The sequence below is a fragment of the Pseudomonadota bacterium genome, assembly GCA_010028905.1.
Classification (GTDB): Bacteria; Vulcanimicrobiota; Xenobia; order RGZZ01; family RGZZ01; genus RGZZ01.
Window position 1 is genome coordinate 1 of record RGZZ01000063.1, and the last position, 16,240, is coordinate 16,240.

A 16,240-nucleotide genomic window follows, 5' to 3' on the forward strand; every position below is an offset into this window, starting at 1 on the left:
CCGCGCCCGGTGATGACGCCGCCTGGGCACGCACTCCCTCCGGGGTTCGCTATCGCGAGATCGGCGTCTACGACAAGGCGCGCTTCGCCGAGATCATGGGGCCGGCGTTCGACGCGTACGCCAAGGTCACGCCCGTGCCGTCGGCGGTCTACCGCAAGGGGTTCGGAGATGCGCGGTTCGCGGTGCGCCTCTACCAGGTGCTCTATCGCTCGGCCGTGCCGGAGCAGGGCGATCGCCCCACGATGGTCTCTGGCCTGGTGGCGGTTCCCCAGACCGGAGAAGCCGTGCTGCCCATGCTCTCGTATCAGCACGGCCTCACCTTTGACGCCACCTGGGTGCCTTCGTTCATTGAGAAGCACTACGAGACCCAGCTCGTGCTCGCGCGCTATGCATCGCAAGGCTACGTGGTGGTGGCGTCTGACTTCATCGGGCGGGGTCTCTCGACCGAGCCCGACACCGTGCTCGTGCGCGGGTGCAACGCGCGTGCCTGCACCGACATGATCGCCGCCGGGCGCGATGTGATGGCCGTCGAGGGGAAGAAGCCCGGTGGCTTGCTGCTCTGCGGGTTCTCGTACGGCGGCTGGGTCACCCTGGTGCTACTGCGGCACCTCGAGGAGGTGGGGATACCTGTGACCGCAGCCGTGACCGCGGGAGCGCCTCTCGATCTCGTGCTCACCCTGAATCGCTGGATCGGCAATCCCCAATCGGGAGATGCGCCCTGGCTGGTGGAGGTGCTCGCGCTGCACATGAACGCCCTCGAGCGCTACCGTGGGCTCAGCGGCCTCACCGCCGAGGCCATCCGTCCTGCCTACGTCGATCTCGCGCGCGACTTCTACACGGGAAAGATTCCGTGGGCGCAGTTCGGCAAGCGGGCGCCGGAGCGATGCGACGTGTTCACGCCCCCGGCGTTTCTGCGCTCGACCAGCGACCTGGCCCGCGCGTACTGGCGCATCATCGATGAGGCGAACGCCTACCGCTGGCGCAGCCACACCCCCCTCATCACCTACTACGGAGGAGCCGATGAGGTGGTGCCGGCCTCGACGGCGCGCCTGGCCGCCCAGTTCCACGCCATCATGGGGTGTGGACCCACCGAGGCGCGCTATGCAGGGGCGCGCGCCGATCACCGCGCGACCTTTCTGCACGCCCTGGTCGATTCAAAGCCCTGGTTCGACGGGTTCTTGAGCTCACGGTAGGGGGGGCGCTCTATCGCGCTACCCCCCCACGCGCGCGCTCAGCTCGTGCGTCGGTTGGTTCCCACTTTTTTTGCGAAATAGAGAACGCAGATCACCGCGGCGAGGAGCCCCACGCCCACCAGCGGTCGGTAGGCGATCCAGGCGACGGCGATGATGGTCGTCGAGATGGCAAAGCCCGCCACCAGGGCAAACAAGAAGGCACCGAAGCCCACGATGTCTCCCAGGAAGGGCAGCACCGATGCGAAGGTCGAGAGGGGGCTGAACAGCGCCGCGATGCCGATGGTCATGAGAAGCCAGCCCACGCCTCGCAGTATCCAGGTGAGCGTGTTGTTGTCGTCGGCCGCCTGCTTGAACATCTGGTCGGCGCTCACCGATCCGGGCGAGAGCATCTCGAGCGCGTCGCCGCTCTTCGTCTGGTAGGGGCAGAAGCCGCCGCTGGCCTGCTGCGCCACCACGCTCACGGCGGTGGGGCCTGCGTAGGTGTAGGTGATGCGCACGTCGCCCACGCCAGGCTGGTTGGGGTCGGCGCCCTTGTAGAGCTGGTTGCTGACCACACGCATGGTCGCGCCCTGGGGCGATGCGTTCACCGTCTTCGCCTCCGGGGTGACCGACTGCGCGGCGTCGATCTTGCCGAGGAGCGAATCGCTCAGCTTGTAGGCCCCCAGGGTGGCTGAGGTCGAGAAGAAGCTCTTCGATTCCGGCATCGATGGCGGGTTCTGGTGGCCGTTCGGCTGCTTGAACTCAGATGACTTGTTGAGGGTCGACGACCACGCCTTGGTGTAGGTGTAGGTGGTCTTCTTCTCGGTGCCACCCCCGATCTTGGTCTGGGTCTCGGTCTTCGAGCTCTCGCTCCACTGGTACATCTCGACCTTGCGCACCAGCCGCAGCGACGGAGATGGCGCCGAGACGCCGTAGTCGGCGTCCTTCACGGCGTCCTTGGAAGTAGCCTCGCCCGTGACGTGCACGAGCTTGCCTTCGTTGGTGGGCTCGATCTTGTCGGCCCCCACGCTGACCACGGCCTTGCCGCCCTCGGCGAGGCTGCGCGCGGTGGTGACAGCGCGCCCCTCGTTCCACCAGAGCGCGACGGCGCTCACCACGATGAGAACGATGCCGAATATGACTGAGCCGCACGACGAGCCCAGCCGACCAAACCACGATTCGCTCGTGACTTCCTGGAATGTGTCCACGAGAGGCCTCCTATTGGGAATCGGCAGATTTTCGGGGTTTCGCCGCCTGCTCCTGTGCAGGTGGGTATTGCAAGCCCTCCATCGTGGATCTGCCCATCGAATCGCAACCGGCACGGCCCTCGCAGGGAATGGGCGACCCGTGCGCGGAAAGGGGGGGCGCGCCGCGTGGCTCTCGTTGAGATGGGACTGTGGCGCCCAGAACATCGGAGTGGAGATCCCCATGAAGAACCCGTCGATGATCGTGCTTCTGGCGGCAGGCCTCTGGTGCGTTGGCGGTTGCGCCCACAATGAATCGCTTCCCGCCTCGACTGTCACCCCGTCGACCGCAGGCACGCCCCAGGCAGGGGCCGTGAGCGCGTCGACGGTCTCTGGCCGCGCCGGTGGCGTGCACGGCACCGTGGCAGAGCGCATCGACGTGCCGAGCTACACCTATCTTCGCATCAAGACGGCGAAGGGCGATGTGTGGGTCGCGGTTCCGACCCATGCTGTGGCGGTGGGCACCGAGGTGACCATCCCTGACGGCGTGCCCATGGAGAGGTTCGAGAGCAAGACGCTGAAGCGCACCTTCGACGTCATCTTGTTTGCCTCAGGGGTTCAGCCCGCAGGCGCGGCGAGCGCGTCCGCTCAAGAGCGTGGCGGCGTGGGCAGCGCCCCCGGCACGCCCCCCCCCGCGGGCGATGCGCCCGCGGGCAATCCACACGTCGGCAATCCACACGTCGGCAACCCGCACGTCGGCATCGAGATGCCGCACGGGTGGCCAAGGCCGACGGCCCCAACGGGTTCACGGTGGCCGAGGTGTTCGAGAAGGGCAAGGCCCTGGCGAACAAGAGCGTCTCTGTGCATGCCAGGGTTGTGAAGGTCACGCCGGGTGTGCTCGGTCGCAACTGGATGCATCTGCGCGATGGTTCGGGCAGCGACACCGACAAGACCAACGACCTGGTGGTCACGACCCGCGATGAGGCAAACGTCGGCGACGCGATAACGGTCACGGGCGTCGTTCACACCGACAAGGACGTGGGCGCGGGCTACACCTACCCCGTGCTGGTTGAAGACGCCAAGGTCACCCGATAGCGCTTTCCTCGCGCCGCCGGCTCAGCGCGCCTCGCGCGCCGGGCACCCCACGAACACGGTGTGGGTTCCCCCTCTGCGCTTCCCTCGCGCGGGCACGTGATGCCGTTCGCACGTGAAGCCCGCCAGTCGCATCTGCTTCTCGAACGCTGGCGCGTCTGAGGCCGACCAGATGGCCAGCCGGCCTCGAGGCGTGAGGGCCTGCTGCAGCTTCGCGAGGGTGCCCAGGCTGTACAGGTCCTGATTGATGCCCCCGCTCATGGCCTCGGGGCCGTTGTCGGTATCGAGCATCACGGCGTCCCACGTGGCGCGGCGGTCGAAGAGCCGAGCCACGTCGGTGATCTCGACGCGCACGCGCGCATCGCGCAGCGGTGCGCCCGCCAGCGCGCCGAGCACCCCGTGGTTCCACGCCGCGATCTGCGGCGACATCTCCGCCACCACGACCTGCACCTGTGGCCCCACGGCGTCGAGAGCGGCGCGTAGCGTGTAGCCCATGCCCAGCCCCCCGACAAGCACGCGTCCTCGCTGCAGGCCCCGGCACGCCAGGGTGGCCAGGCGCTCTTCGGAGCCGTGCAGCGCAGAGGTCATGAGCACCTGGTTGTCGAGCCGGATGACGTACTCGTGTCCGCGCTGCCACAGCGAGAGCACGCCTTCGCCGGGCGATTGCGACTGGTCGAGACAGGTCCAGGGGATCATGGCGTCCTCACCTCAGCGGAGTTCTCCGCGATGCGCGTGGGCGCCTCTCTGTGCGCGGGGGCTGCGCTTGAAGTCTCGCTCTGGGCGCAGCCACGCTCAGCGCGCAGCTGCGCTCGAAGTCTCGCTCAGGCTGCCGCCACGCTCAGCGCGCAGCTGCGCTCGGAGCGTTCCACTTCTGACGTCATCTTCACAGAACATCCTAGAACGCAGGTCTCGCGCCCCACCGCGCCTCCCGTTCTGCGATTGCCCGCGCAGAATATTGAATGTGAACGCCCGCGCAGAATATTGAATGTGGAGGGGGCGTATGGAGGTGTTGGGTTGACACTAACGTTAGGGTGTGGTAGTGTTTTCTTGACACTTACGTTGCGTGACGGCGACGTGCAATGCAGGAGGATGGCGCTCATGAAGATCTTCTACACCCCGCTCCAGTCGGTCTCGAGCAATGACTCGTACTCCCCCAGTGCTGGCAAGCCGGCACTTTTTGTGGCCGCCCTCGAGACGCACGTCGGGCTCTCGCGAGACAGCATCGTCGCCCCCAGACCGGTAGACGCCGCCGACATCGCGCGTGTGCACGATCCGTCGTATGTGGCCGACGTGCTGGCCTGCCGTCGCTCAAACGGCTTCGGCAATCGCTCCGCCGAGGTTGCACGCGCGCTGCCGTATGTGATCGGTTCCTTTGTCGACGCGGCCCGGGCGGCGCGCGAGGGGGAGACCATCACCTGCAGCCCCACCTCCGGGTTTCACCACGCCGAGTACCATGACGGAGGCGGGTTCTGCACGTTCAACGGCCTCGCGGTGGCAGCCGCCCTGCTGCACGCGGAGGGGCGCGCCGACCGCGTGGCGGTGCTCGACTGCGACGTGCACTACGGCAACGGCACCGAGGACATCCGCTCGCGACTCGGTCTTCACTGGCTGTGGACCCAGGGCGGGGCGCTGCAGGCGGTGCGAGACGGCGCCGCGTACCTGCGACGGCTCGAGCAGCTCATCGACGAGATCATCTCGTTCGGGCCTGACATCGTGCTCTATCAGGCCGGGGCCGACCCGCACATCAACGATCCCCTCGGGGGGCTTCTCACCACCGAGGAGATGCGGCGTCGCGACGAGATGGTTTTCAATGTGCTGCATGGCGAGGGGCGCATGCCCATCGCCTGGAACCTGGCGGGGGGCTACCAGCGTGACGCGGCAGGGGGCATCTCGCAGGTGCTCGCGCTGCACCTCAACACCTGGCGCGAGGGTCTCGCCGCTCAGAACGGAATCGGGCGCGGAACCTTTCGGGTCTGTGGCACCTGATCGGTGTAGCCGCCCATCTCGCGCCCGTCGGGGAAGATGAGCAGCCAGTCGATGACGTCGTCTTCGGCGCACTGCAGCGTCTGGCCGGCGTGCAGGTCGGTGCGGTGGCGCGGGTGGGTGGCCAGGCGCCCGCGCACGAGGTCGTCGTACCAGCTGGCCACGTGGATCCACATGAACTCCTTGCTGCCATCGGGCAGCGGGAAGCCGCGCTTGACGTAGACGTCGTGCCCGCCGGGCAGCCCCTTCTGGAAGCGGCGCTTGAGCTCGGGGAGCTCGGCCATGGCCTTCTCGGTGGCGGCCTGCATGGGGTCTTGCGCGGCTCGCGCGGCCTCGCTCTCCGTGATTTCGGTGATCTGGCCTCCGAGCAGCTCGGCCAGCAGGGGGGCGATCCAGTTGCGGGGGTCGCCGCGGAAACCGGGGGGAGGCTCGAGTCGCAGGGTGGCCTCCTGCGCGGCAGAGGCCGGGACGTACGACAGGTGGGCAAGCACGGCGCGCTTCGCGTTCGGCTGGGTGTCGATCTTCCAGGCGATGCGTCGAAGAGCCTCATGGTCGAGATCGATGCGGGTCTGCGCGGGCACGATGAGGCGCGTCGAACTGCCCAGTGGCGTGGCGGCAAGCTGGCGGCGAGCGCGATGCACCAGAACCTGGGCGAGCAGCTGCAGCACGAGGGCGGTCTGGGGCTGCAGGTCGGCGGCCACGTAGTCGATCTGAATGAGGGGCAGCTGAAACTTCTTCAGCCCGCGCAGCACGAGATGGGCGCGGCCCTCGCGCTGGGGGATCGAGAGGATGGTGACGTGGTCGGCCACGCGCACGCCGCTCTCGATGCGGCGGGTGTAGAGCCGGATGGGAACCAGGCGGGGAACGTCCCGGTCGAGTACGATGCCGGCGTGCTGTAGCGCGATGGCCCGGCTCGCGGCGAGCACGTTCCAGAGCGCGAGCCGCGGCTCGTGCAGCTCTGAGGCGCTCACCGTGATCTCGTGGGTGGCGCGCGACAGGCGCCCTTCTTCTGTCTCGGTGGCGCCGGCCTGGCGCAGGGCCGTCAGGGCGGGCGCGGGGGTGCGTCCCACCTCGTTGACGCGAATGTCGAGAGGATGGGCCTCGAGCCAGGTGTGCAACGAGGTGCGCAGGGGGTCTTCGCAATACCGCTCGAGCCAGTCGGCGCAGGTGCGGCGGAGCATGTCGGTCGTGGGCACGGTGGCGCCCGTGGCGACCCAGATCGACTGGGTGTAGGTGTGCCGGGTGTGCAGCGCAATCTCGATGTCAGCCATCGGCCCCCAAGTTCACCGATCGCCCCACGGGTTCCTCGTCTCCGGGAGCGGTGGCGGGGCAGCCGAGGAAAAACTCCGCTCTTGGGTGGGGCTGTTCACATCTCGGTCAGCAATGTTCACGAACGTGTCGCTGATGTTCACATCGCGCTCACACTTCGTTAACCGAACCATGCCGAGGGGTTCACATCCCCCGCCTATGATGAGGGGGACAGAACGGCGCGAGACGCCAGTCGTGAGAGGATGGAACCACACAATGCAGCTCATCTCGATGATCTCGATGTTCACCCCCCAGCAGTCGTCCCCCGCGCAGGGCATGATGGGCGCCATCGTGCAGGGCGGATGCTTCTCTCAGGGAGAGGCGATGGGCAACCCGATGGGCGAGCTGGTCTCCCTCAGCAAGATGGCGATGCGGATGCTCTCCGGCGCGAACCGCCGTCACGCCCACGGCCACCGTCACCACTTCCACCACGTGCGTCCCCAGGCGAGCAAGATGGGCGGCGCGAACACGAACCGCGCCCAGGGCCTTCAGCGCGAGATCCAGACCCTTCATCAGCAGCTCGCCCAGTACGCCCAGAAGGGCGACAGCGCCAATGCCGCCGCGACCATGGCGCTCATCGCCCGTGACCAGCAGATGCAGGTGGCCGCGATGCAGGGTCTCGACGTCTGAAAAAGGCGTACGCAGCCTGTCCGGCTGACCTCTCGTGTGGCAGGCGGCGCGTCGCCGTCTACAGCAGGCGACGCTGCACCTTGCCCGCGCTCGTTCGGGGGAGGGCCTTCTCGATCTTCACCAGCGCGGGAACCTTCCAGGGGCTCAGGCGCCCGGCGCAGAACTCGATCACCTCGGTGGCCCTGAGTCGCTCGCCATACCGCGGCACGACGTGGGCCCGCAGTACGACGCCGCCGTCGCTGAACACGCCGGTGACCGCGGCCTCTCGTATCCTGGGGTGCTCGAACAGCACCTCTTCCACGTCGCGCGGGTAGACGTCGTGCCCGTCGATGCGGATGACGTCGCAGGCGCGTCCGAGCACCTGGAAGTAGCCGTCGGCGTCCATGGTGGCCAGGTCGCCGGTGCGCAGCCACCCGTCGCGGAATGCCTGTCGCGTCTCGTCGTCTCGGTTCCAGTAGCCCGCCATCAGCTGGGGGCCGCGAACCTCGAGCTCACCGATCTCGCCCACCTCCCGCTCGGCACCGCTCGACGGGTCGACCACCCGCGCGTCAGTTGACGGCAGCGGCACGCCGATGCTCGCCGGACGGGGGGCGTTGAACGGGTTTGCGTGGGTGACGGGACCGGCCTCGGTGAGGCCGTACCCTTCGATGACCCGCCCCTTGGTGAGCCGCTCGAACGCCTCGCGCACCTCGACCGGAAGCGGGGTTCCGCCGCTCACACAGGCACGGATGGAGCCGAGGGCGTACGTCTTCACCCGAGGATGGTTCACCAGCGACACATACATGGCGGGCACGCCCGGGAAGATGGTGGGGCGATGCCTCCCGATGAGCGAGAGCACGTCGCTCGACTTGAAGCGCGGCACGAGCAGCAGGCGCGCGCCGAGCGACAGGCCGAGGTTCATGAACGACAGCCCGAACGAGTGTGAGAGCGGCACCGCCGCCAGCACCACCTCCCGGCCTTCCTCAGCGTCGGTGAGCAGCAGGCGGGTCTGCTCGGTGTTCGCGATGACGCCGCGGTGGGTGAGCATCACAGCGCGGGGCCGCATCGATGTTCCGCTCGTGTAGGCCAGCACGGCCACGGCTTCCGGGGAGGCCGGCGGGGACGAGGCCTCTGCTCGCCCCACCTCGGTGGCCTGGCTCTGGGCATCCTCGATGAGATCGCGCATCCAGAGCAGGTCTGCAGCGCGGGCCGCTGTCATCGCTCCCCGCCGATCGAAGAGGCTCACGAAAGCGCCCCGCATCGTGGGAAGGTAGTCGCGCATGCGCGTCACCACAACCTGCGCGGCTGGCACGCCGGCCTCGAGCAGCGCGGGGAGCATGGGGCGTATCGCCACGATGAAGCGGGGGCTGCAGTCACGCACCTTGTAGGCGATGTCGTCGGCCGGCGACAGCGGGTCGCACAGGGCCACCACCGCGCCCGCCTCGAGCGCCCCGTAGAATGCGATCACGGCCTGCGGGATGTTGGGAAGGGCCAGCATCACGCGCTCTCCAGGGCGCAACCCCTTGGCGACGAGCGCTCTTCCGAACGCATTGACCTGGGTGGCCAGCTCGGCGTAGGTGAGGTCGTATTCGTAGTAGGTGAGGGCCACGCGGTCCGGCCACCGGCGCGCGGCCTCACCGACCCGATCACCCAGCAGCCCTTCCGGTGTGTGGATGTCGGCGGGAACGCCAGGGTCGTAGTGCGATAGCCAGGGACGGCGTCGGGTCATGGGGCCGCTTCCACCTCTTCGGCCGTGCCGCGCCAAGACATCACCCGCTTCTCGAGGAAGCGCGCGAGGGCGCGGTTCACCGCGTCAGGGCGCTCGATGAGCGGCATGTGCGCGGCGTGTCGGATGATCTCGATGCGGGCGTCGCGGATGCGATCCGCCATCATCTGTGACGCCAGCCGGGGCACGACGCGGTCGCGCTCGCCGATGATCACCAGCGTGGGGGCTTCGATATGCCCGAGGAGGTTCTCCCCGTTGAACGGGAACACGCAGCGGGGCACGAACTTCTGCAGCACGTGGGCCGAGCACGACAGGCGTCCGGGCGCGAGTCGCTTGATGAGCTCGAGGGTCCAGGGGGGCAGCTTGAGCACGACCTTGAGGAAGCCGTTCAAGGGGATGAGGCTGGCCGTGGCCATCAGCACCAGCTGATCGACCCGCTCCGGATGGCGCGTGGCGTACGTCATGCCGAGGGCGCCGCCGAACGAGTGCGCGACGACTGCAAACCGCGGCGGCAGCGCGAGCCGATCGACCAGCCGCTCGATGTCGTGCATGAGCTCGTCGAGGGCGTAGGTGCTGTCCGGCGCGTCGGACAGGCCGTGCCCGCGCAGGTCTGGCGCCACGCAGCGCCACTCCGCAGAGAAGTGGGCAATCATGTGCCGCCAGTGCGTCGCGTTGCCGCCGGCGCCGTGAATGAAGAGAATCGCCTGGCTCGCGTTCGGCGGCCCCACGTCGATGACGCTCATGGTCATCGGCGGGTCGCTGTCGAGCTCGATACGTCGACGTTGCTCCATGGCGGGCAAGCCTTCGTCAGCGAGGGCAGCGGTTCCCGCGAAGGGTGAGATCATCGGGGTCGGGTCGTGAGGTCGGGGTCGAGCCGGACAGAGGGGTTCGGCCTTCGTATGCTGAACCAACCGCCGCCATGTCCGAAAATCCTACCGCTCCCCAGAAGAAGAAGCTGCTCACGCCCACTCTCATCCGCGATGTCGACAAGTGGGTCGGCGTTCCCCTGTGCTTCCTGCTGACCTGCCTGCGCAGCCTCTTCAAGCTGCTGCGGGGCGGTCGCGAGCGGGTTCGCGGTCCACTCGAGAAGATTCTCTTCATCAAGATGACCGAGCTCGGCGCTACCCTCATCGCCCATCCGGCCATCACGCGGGCCATCGAGCTCGTGGGGCGAGACAACGTCTACTTCTGGGTGTTCGAGGAGAATCGGGCCATCCTCGAGCTGCTCGACGTGATCCCTCGCGAGAACATCCTCACGGTGCGCACCGACAAGCCGCTGCAGTTCGTCGGCGACGTCGTCAGATCGATTCTCACGCTGCGCCTGAAGCGCATCGACGCCACCATCGATCTCGAGTTCTTTGCCCGCGCCTCGGCCATCTTCGCCTACCTCTGTGGAGCGCGCCGTCGCGTGGGCCTGCACCCCTTCACCAACGAGGGGCCCTATCGCGGTGACCTGATGACGCATCGCGTGGCCTACAACGCCTATGTGCACACCTCGGTGATGTCGCAGCTGCTGGTCGAGTCGCTGGTGGCCGATCCCGACGATCTGCCCCTCCTGAAGAGCGTGCCCCCGCCGCGCCAGGGGTCGGTGCCCCAGTATCAGCCCAGCCAGGCCGATCTCGATCAGGTTCGCGCCCTGCTGGGCGAGCAGGGAGTCGGCGAAGGGGCGGCCATCGTGCTGCTGAACCCCAACGCCAGTGATCTGCTGCCGTTGCGCAAGTGGCCCACCGAGCGCTTCGAGAGCCTTGCGCGACGCATCCTCGATGCGCATCCGGAGGTGACGGTGGTCTTCACGGGAGCGCCTGCCGAAGCAGCCCAGGCCGAGGGCCTGGTGCGCGCGCTCGGGTCGTCGCGCGCGGTGTCGATGGCGGGGCGAACGAGCATGCGCCAGCTGCTCACGCTGTATGGGCTGTCACGCGTTCTCGTCACCAACGACAGCGGTCCGGCGCACTTCTCGGCCATGTCGGCCGTGCACACCATCACCCTGTTCGGGCCGGAGACGCCGCTGCTCTACGCGCCCCTCGGCGGTCGCGGGTCGGTGGTGTGGGCGGGTCTGGCCTGCAGCCCCTGCGTGAACGTCTTCAACCATCGCTTCTCGCCATGTCGCAACAATGTGTGCATGCAGGCCATCACCGTCGAAGACGTGTACGTGAAGGTGGCCGAGGCGCTGTCTGCGTCGGCGGTCGCGCGCTGAGGGTCAGCGGAGACGGGTCGACGCTCAAGAGGCGGCGTTGATCTGCGTACGTCGCGGCATCGAGGTCAGCGCGAGGGCAAATGCGACGACGAAGAGCGCGGCCCCCACGAAGAAGACCGTGCCCTCGGGGATTCCGCTGGCATCCGCCGCGGTCGACCAGGCCAGCACGCGGGTGGCGCCCAGGGTGCCCAGGGTTGTGCACAGGGTGGTCAGACCCGCCAGTGCGCCTTGCAGCCGTCCCTGCTCTGACTCGTCGACCTCTTGAGATGCCAGTCCCTGGACCACGGGCACGGCGAGGTTGGCGCAGCACGACAGCGGAATTCCCACGTACATCAGCGCGTTCCCGGTGGCCATTCCGAAAAGCACGTAGCTGAGCGCGCCGAGGGCCAGGCTCGCGAGCAGGGTTGCGAGCTCGCCGAACCGCCGGATGAACACCCGAAGCCCTCCGCCTTGCAGCGCCGCGGCAAAGACGCCGATGAGCGCGAAGGTCCACCCGTTCTGTGCGGTGCTCCAGTGGAAGCGATGGGTGGTGTAGAGCACCCAGGTCGCGCGCAGGCACTGCAACCCGAGCATGGTGAACACGAGAAGGGTCGAGAGCCCCATCAACGTGCGCGAGCGCGTCAGCAGGCGCAAGGCGGCGACCGGATTCCCCCTGCTCCACGAGAAGGGTCTTCGGTTCTCCGGGGCAAGGGTCTCGGGGAGCACCGCGATGCCGTAGGCGAGGTCTACGAGGGCCAGCACCATCGCGAAGATGAACGGCACGTGAAGCCCGAATGCGCTCAGCGCGCCGCCCAGCGCCGGACCGAGGATGAGCCCCACCCCGAACGTGGCGCCGATGAGCCCGAAGCTCTTGGCGCGCTCTTGCGGGGGGGTGACATCGGCGATGCAGGCAGAGCACACGGTCATGCTGGCGCCGGAGATGCCGTTGATGATCTGCGCCGCGAACACCCACGAAAGGCTCGGGGCCTGCCAGAGCAACCAGTAGCAGACGGCCGTGCCGCTGAGCGACACGAACAGCAGGGGCTTTCGCCCCAGCTGGTCGGAGAGGGTCCCCTGCACGGGCGAGAACACGAACAGCATGAGCGTGTACACGGCCATCACGAGTCCGAACGACGATGCGCCTTGCGAGAGGTCTCCCCCGTGGAAGTCTGCGATGAGGCGAGGCAGGACAGGAATCATGATGCCCACGCCGAGCACGTCGAGCAGCAGGGTCACGATCACGAACATCAGGGCTGAGCGGGGGCGATTCTGCAAACGATTCTCCGAGGGGGGCGTGCGGCACCGTCCAACAGGATCAGTGGCGCGGAGTGCGAACTCTGCGAGGTGCTTATCTTCTTCCTCGCCGGGTTCCTGGTCGCCCTGGCGCAGTTTGTTCCTGGCGGGCCCTTCACGTGGGCGTTTGGCGCGAATCGAGACGCGAAGATCGCGTCTCCGATCATCTGCGCGCTCATCATCGGGGCCTGCTGCGGCACGCCACCCCCTGTCTGGGCCGATGGAGCCGTGCCTTCGGCCTCACCCTCGGTTGCAGTCCCCGCTGCGTCGCCCACCCCCGCTTCCCCCTCCGATGAGGTGGACAGGTGGTCGGGGCGGGTCTACGCGCAGGGGGGGTATCTCAACAACCTGAACCACCCCAATCCCGAGATCAACGACTACCATCAGTTCGATTATCGCGCCAACGCCCTCACCCTTGACGCGTTGCAGGTTCTGCTTGAGAAGGAGCCCACCCTCGATCAGCCTGTCGGCTTTCGGGTGAACGTCATCGGAGGCCAGATCGCCCGCGTCGTGCACGCCAACGGTTTGGGCACCGAAGCCTCGCAGGTCGATCTGTTCGAGGGGCTTCTGCGCTTCAAGGCGCCGCTGGGGAACGGCCTCGACATCGACGTGGGGAAGTTCATCGCCACCCAGGGGTTCGAGAACCCCATGGCCATCGACAACTTCAATTACTCCACCGGTCTGATGTACAACTTCCTCAATCCGAACACGCTGACCGGCCTGCACCTGCGCTACCCGTTCAGCGAGCGTCTCGAGACGCATCTCTATGCCACGAACGCCTGGGATTCGTTCTCGAACCGCAACCGTGGCTTCACCTATGGCTTCGGGCTCTACTACACGTTCGACGAGAAGTGGACCGCCAATGTCAACACCATCATCGGCCCGCAGCAGTTCGGCAACTCTCGCAACCTGCGTGCGATGTACGACGTGGTGCTCACCTTCGAGCCGGACAAGGACACCCAGATCGTGGGCGAGATCGATTACGGGAACGAGTCGAACGTGCCCGGCCTCGTCCCCGGCAACGCCCACTGGAACGCCGCGGGCCTGTGGTTCCGGCGCCAGATCACCCCCACCTTCGCGCTCGCGCTGCGGCCGGAGTTCGTCAACGACAGCACCGGCGCGCTCACGGGCACGCCGCAGGTGCTCAAGGCCATCACCTTCACGCCAGAGATCAAGATGGGCGACTTCGTCGTGCGTCCGGAGATCCGTCGCGACTGGTCGAACGCCCGCTCGTTCGACACCGGCACGCGCAAGGGCCAGACCATCATCGGCATCGGCGTGATGTATCAGCACCCGTTCTCGTGGCGCTGATACATCACGCACCAGAGCAGACAAGAGAGGCAGAGTCCAGGAATGAACCGTGACAGGGTGAGACGCATCGCAGCGGCTGCTGCGATGATGCTGATGCTTCAGAGTGGCGGCGTTAGCGCGTCTCCGGCCGGGGGGGCGCCGCTGCCCGCGGCCGCCCCTTCTGCCTCGCCATCCGTGAGCGCATCGCCCGCGGAAGCGTCTCCGCCGCCCGTGACCTACAGCAATCTCACGTTCGTTGATGCGCTCAACGTCGCACTCCATCTGCAGCCTACGGTGCAGGTGGCGGAGACCCTGCTCGCCAAGGCCGAGGCCTTGCTCAAAGGCGCGGGCAAGCAGCCCAACCCCAGCGCCATAGTGAGCCTGTACTCCGACGGCATCACGCCGCGTCGCAATGAGCTGCTCATCCCCCTCGATCTGTTCGATCGACCGGCGTATCGCCGCAAAGCGGCCAAGGCCGATTCAGAGGCGCGTCGCGCCGACCTCGGCACCACCCGTCTCCTGGTGGCCCGCACCGTTCTGAAGTCGTACTTCGCCTACTGGCAGGCCATTCGCCGATGTCGCGTCGTCTTTCTGTATCGGATGCTGCTCGAACAGATGCTTCATGTGGCGGATTCCGACAAGGCGGGACGTTACACCCCTCTCGAGAAGCTGCGCCTGCGCACCGAGCTCGATCGCGCAGACAATGATCTCGCGTTGGAGGAGGGAGATCGTGAGGTGGCCATGGGTCTGCTGAACGCCGTCATGGCGCGCAATCTCGAGACGCCCATCTACCTCAACGGTCGTCTGTCATCCGAACCGCACGATCCCTATCCCGCGCTCACCTCCCTCGATGAGCTGATGACGCACAGCCTCGCACGTCCGGAGATATTGGCGGCGCGCAAGAACGCCGAGGCGGCGCGCATGCGCTACGAGGTGAGCATGCGCAGCGGCGCGCCCACCGTGGGCCTTCTCGCCTACGGCACCGCCTTCTGGTTCGAGGAGCCCTATATCCGCCGACAGCGGGGCGAGCAGATCTTCGTGACCTTCCCTCAGCTCTGGGACTGGGGCAGCGCCCACGCCGAGCGAGAAGGGGCAAAGCTCGAGGCAAAGGCGCTCGAGCAGAAGGTGAAGGCCGTCATGCTGGCCGTGCAGACCGAGGTGATGACGTCGTGGCAGTCATACCAGGCCGCTGATCGCCGCCACGGTGGTCTCTCTGCCCAGTACCACACCGCCGTTGACGCATGGAAGGGCGTGCGCGACCGCTTTCCTGGCGGTGGCCTGATGGTCGACGAGGCCGTCAACACAGCCAGGTCAGCACGCGATGCGCTTCAGCTCTACATCCAGGCCGAGGCGCAGTTCCACGTCGCGCGCATCAACACGCTCTGGACCGCGGGGCACGCGATCTTCCCCGAGGGGTACGTGCCGCAGGACGTTCCCGAGGAGACAGATGATCCCATCTATCGCCCGTCCTACAAAGCGCCTCCGGTGAAGGCTCCCGAGCAGCGCCCGACCGACGATCTCTAGGGCTTTGCGCTCACATGAAGTTTCTGGTGTGAAGGCCCGAGAGACGTTCGGCTTCATCAGTGGCAAACCCAAGCCGTGACAGGCGCATGCGCCGGCTCTCGTGCATCTCGCGCTGAAGGGTCTGCACGCGGTTCCAGCCCACGGTGATGTCCGCGGGGCGAATCGAGCCCGCAGACAGCAGCACGAGTGCGTCGAAGACCTCTTCGTTGAGCCCCGCGGTGGACGCCAGCGCGTCGTGCCTTCTTTCGACCGATGCGGCCAGGCGCGCCCTCCACGAAGGCTCGAGGGTGAGCAGACGCTCGAGATGAGCCATCGAGAAGGCGACGTGGCGGGCTTCGTCCTGGCGTGTCAGATGGGCGATCTGGCGGGTCACCGGGTCGGGGGCATGGCGCTCGAGGAAGGCCAGCAGCGAGAGGAACGTGCCTTCCCCCAGCACCGAGAGCAGGAAGGTGGCCACCGCGAAGTCCGGTTCTTCGAGCAGGGTCTGCAACGAGCGGCGCCCTCCCACCGTCGAGAGGGCGCGCATGGGGCGGCGCAGGTTTGCGCGGCGGGTGAACACCTCGATGTGGCGCGCTTCGTCGGCGACCTGTATCGCAAGCACCTGCTGGATCTCTCGGAAGTGGGGGTGCACCCGTCCGAGGAAGCGCGCGGGCACCACCAGGGCGGCCTCCTCGTTCTCGATGAGGTAGGCCATCACGCGAACAACTGCGTCTTCGATGACGTCGTCGTGTCCGATGGGGGCATTCCAGTCGATGGCGGTCTGGGGGTCCCACTGGTGGGCCGCCGCCTGGGCATAGAGCCGGGGGGCCTGGTCGGCCCACACCTCGATCTTGCGATCGAGCGAGAACAGCGTGGGCGACCCGCCGGCTTCGATGGCGGCGCCGCG

14 protein-coding genes are annotated in these 16,240 nt (G+C 67.2%); 7 read left to right on the top strand and 7 right to left on the bottom strand.

Annotated elements, in window-relative coordinates; all coding sequences use genetic code 11:
* Window positions 1–1,193 (top strand): alpha/beta hydrolase (locus EB084_06885; protein ID NDD27974.1); only part of this gene is annotated, 1,193 nt, incomplete at its 5' end.
* Between the two features lie 38 nt (window positions 1,194–1,231).
* Here EB084_06885 and EB084_06890 read toward each other — a convergent pair.
* On the bottom strand, window positions 1,232–2,791 hold the full coding sequence (locus EB084_06890; GenBank protein NDD27975.1) for a hypothetical protein: 1,560 nt from the start codon (window positions 2,789–2,791) through the stop codon (window positions 1,232–1,234).
* 342 nt (window positions 2,792–3,133) lie between these two features.
* Between EB084_06890 and EB084_06895 the strand changes: the two genes are divergently transcribed.
* The gene (locus EB084_06895) at window positions 3,134–3,451 is read left to right on the top strand and encodes a hypothetical protein (GenBank protein NDD27976.1); all 318 of its coding nucleotides are present in this window, start codon (window positions 3,134–3,136) and stop codon (window positions 3,449–3,451) included.
* Window positions 3,452–3,472: 21 nt separating this feature from the next.
* Here EB084_06895 and EB084_06900 read toward each other — a convergent pair whose 3' ends face one another.
* Window positions 3,473–4,144, bottom strand: coding sequence for a hypothetical protein (locus EB084_06900; GenBank protein NDD27977.1), 672 nt, complete (start codon window positions 4,142–4,144; stop codon window positions 3,473–3,475).
* 30 nt (window positions 4,145–4,174) lie between these two features.
* Between EB084_06900 and EB084_06905 the strand changes: the two genes are divergently transcribed.
* On the top strand, window positions 4,175–5,434 hold the full coding sequence (locus tag EB084_06905) for a hypothetical protein (GenBank protein NDD27978.1): 1,260 nt from the start codon (window positions 4,175–4,177) through the stop codon (window positions 5,432–5,434).
* On the opposite strand, the gene EB084_06910 is transcribed toward EB084_06905, so the two are convergent.
* Window positions 5,389–6,702: a DUF2314 domain-containing protein gene (locus tag EB084_06910; GenBank protein ID NDD27979.1), complete on the bottom strand. Its 1,314-nt coding sequence runs from the start codon at window positions 6,700–6,702 to the stop codon at window positions 5,389–5,391. The genes EB084_06905 and EB084_06910 overlap by 46 nt on opposite strands.
* A gap of 253 nt (window positions 6,703–6,955) precedes the next feature.
* Here EB084_06910 and EB084_06915 point away from each other — a divergent pair, with 253 nt between their 5' ends.
* Window positions 6,956–7,369 carry a hypothetical protein gene (locus EB084_06915; GenBank protein NDD27980.1) on the top strand — a complete coding sequence of 138 codons (414 nt, stop codon included), beginning with the start codon at window positions 6,956–6,958 and terminating at the stop codon, window positions 7,367–7,369.
* Window positions 7,370–7,427: 58 nt separating this feature from the next.
* Here EB084_06915 and EB084_06920 read toward each other — a convergent pair whose 3' ends face one another.
* Window positions 7,428–9,077: a long-chain fatty acid--CoA ligase gene (locus EB084_06920; GenBank protein NDD27981.1), complete on the bottom strand. Its 1,650-nt coding sequence runs from the start codon at window positions 9,075–9,077 to the stop codon at window positions 7,428–7,430.
* Window positions 9,074–9,919 carry an alpha/beta fold hydrolase gene (locus tag EB084_06925; GenBank protein NDD27982.1) on the bottom strand — a complete coding sequence of 282 codons (846 nt, stop codon included), beginning with the start codon at window positions 9,917–9,919 and terminating at the stop codon, window positions 9,074–9,076. Before EB084_06925 ends, EB084_06920 begins: the two co-directional genes overlap by 4 nt.
* A gap of 74 nt (window positions 9,920–9,993) precedes the next feature.
* On the opposite strand from EB084_06925, the gene EB084_06930 reads away from it, so the two are divergent.
* The gene (locus EB084_06930; protein ID NDD27983.1) at window positions 9,994–11,268 is read left to right on the top strand and encodes a glycosyltransferase family 9 protein; all 1,275 of its coding nucleotides are present in this window, start codon (window positions 9,994–9,996) and stop codon (window positions 11,266–11,268) included.
* A gap of 24 nt (window positions 11,269–11,292) precedes the next feature.
* On the opposite strand, the gene EB084_06935 is transcribed toward EB084_06930, so the two are convergent.
* Window positions 11,293–12,495 carry an MFS transporter gene (locus EB084_06935; protein NDD27984.1) on the bottom strand — a complete coding sequence of 401 codons (1,203 nt, stop codon included), beginning with the start codon at window positions 12,493–12,495 and terminating at the stop codon, window positions 11,293–11,295.
* Window positions 12,496–12,513: 18 nt separating this feature from the next.
* Between EB084_06935 and EB084_06940 the strand changes: the two genes are divergently transcribed.
* Together EB084_06940 and EB084_06945 are read left to right on the top strand one after the other, a co-directional pair.
* On the top strand, window positions 12,514–13,851 hold the full coding sequence (locus EB084_06940) for a porin (protein ID NDD27985.1): 1,338 nt from the start codon (window positions 12,514–12,516) through the stop codon (window positions 13,849–13,851).
* Window positions 13,852–13,893: 42 nt separating this feature from the next.
* Window positions 13,894–15,354 (top strand): TolC family protein, encoded by a 1,461-nt coding sequence (locus tag EB084_06945; GenBank protein ID NDD27986.1) that lies wholly within the window; start codon window positions 13,894–13,896, stop codon window positions 15,352–15,354.
* Between the two features lie 10 nt (window positions 15,355–15,364).
* On the opposite strand, the gene EB084_06950 is transcribed toward EB084_06945, so the two are convergent.
* On the bottom strand, window positions 15,365–16,240 hold an 876-nt coding region (locus EB084_06950; GenBank protein NDD27987.1), incomplete at its 5' end, for a ferritin-like domain-containing protein.